The organism is Streptomyces chisholmiae (assembly GCF_031845445.1).
GTDB lineage: Bacteria > Actinomycetota > Actinomycetes > Streptomycetales > Streptomycetaceae > Streptomyces > Streptomyces chisholmiae.
Map to the genome: position 1 here is coordinate 1 of NZ_JAVREO010000258.1, position 416 is coordinate 416.

1 protein-coding gene is annotated in these 416 nt (G+C 69.5%); it reads right to left on the minus strand.

The features are described 5' to 3' along the window. The coding region (locus tag RM844_RS33085) for an NAD(P)-binding domain-containing protein (RefSeq protein WP_311671119.1) at nucleotides 1-402 on the minus strand (402 nt) is incomplete at its 3' end. Between the last annotated feature and the right edge of the window lie 14 nt (nucleotides 403-416).

Consider the following 416-nt stretch of genomic DNA (forward strand, 5'->3'; position numbering starts at 1 on the left):
GGCGATGAATGCGTCTGCGGAGCCGGTGGCGGCGATACCGCCCAGCGCGCGACTTGCCGCACTGCCGTGGGGGAGTGCGGTCAGTAGCGTCGCCTCGTCGATGCCCAGTCGATCGCCCAGGCGCACGCCCTCGGCCACGGCGCCGATCTGCGCGGCGAACAACGCGTTGTTCACCAACTTCACCCGTTGTCCGGCGCCGACCGGGCCGACGTGCAGTACCGGATCGGCATAGGAGGTCAGCACCTCGCGGGCGCGAGCGACCGCGTCGTCGTCACCGCCGTCGAACACCGTGACGGTGCCGGCCGCGATGTCTTGCTGTCCGCCGCTGACCGGTGCGTCGACGACAGAAACACCCTGGGCGGCAGCCTTTTCTGCGATCTCCCGACAGGTGTCGGGGTGCACCGTGGAGTGAATGG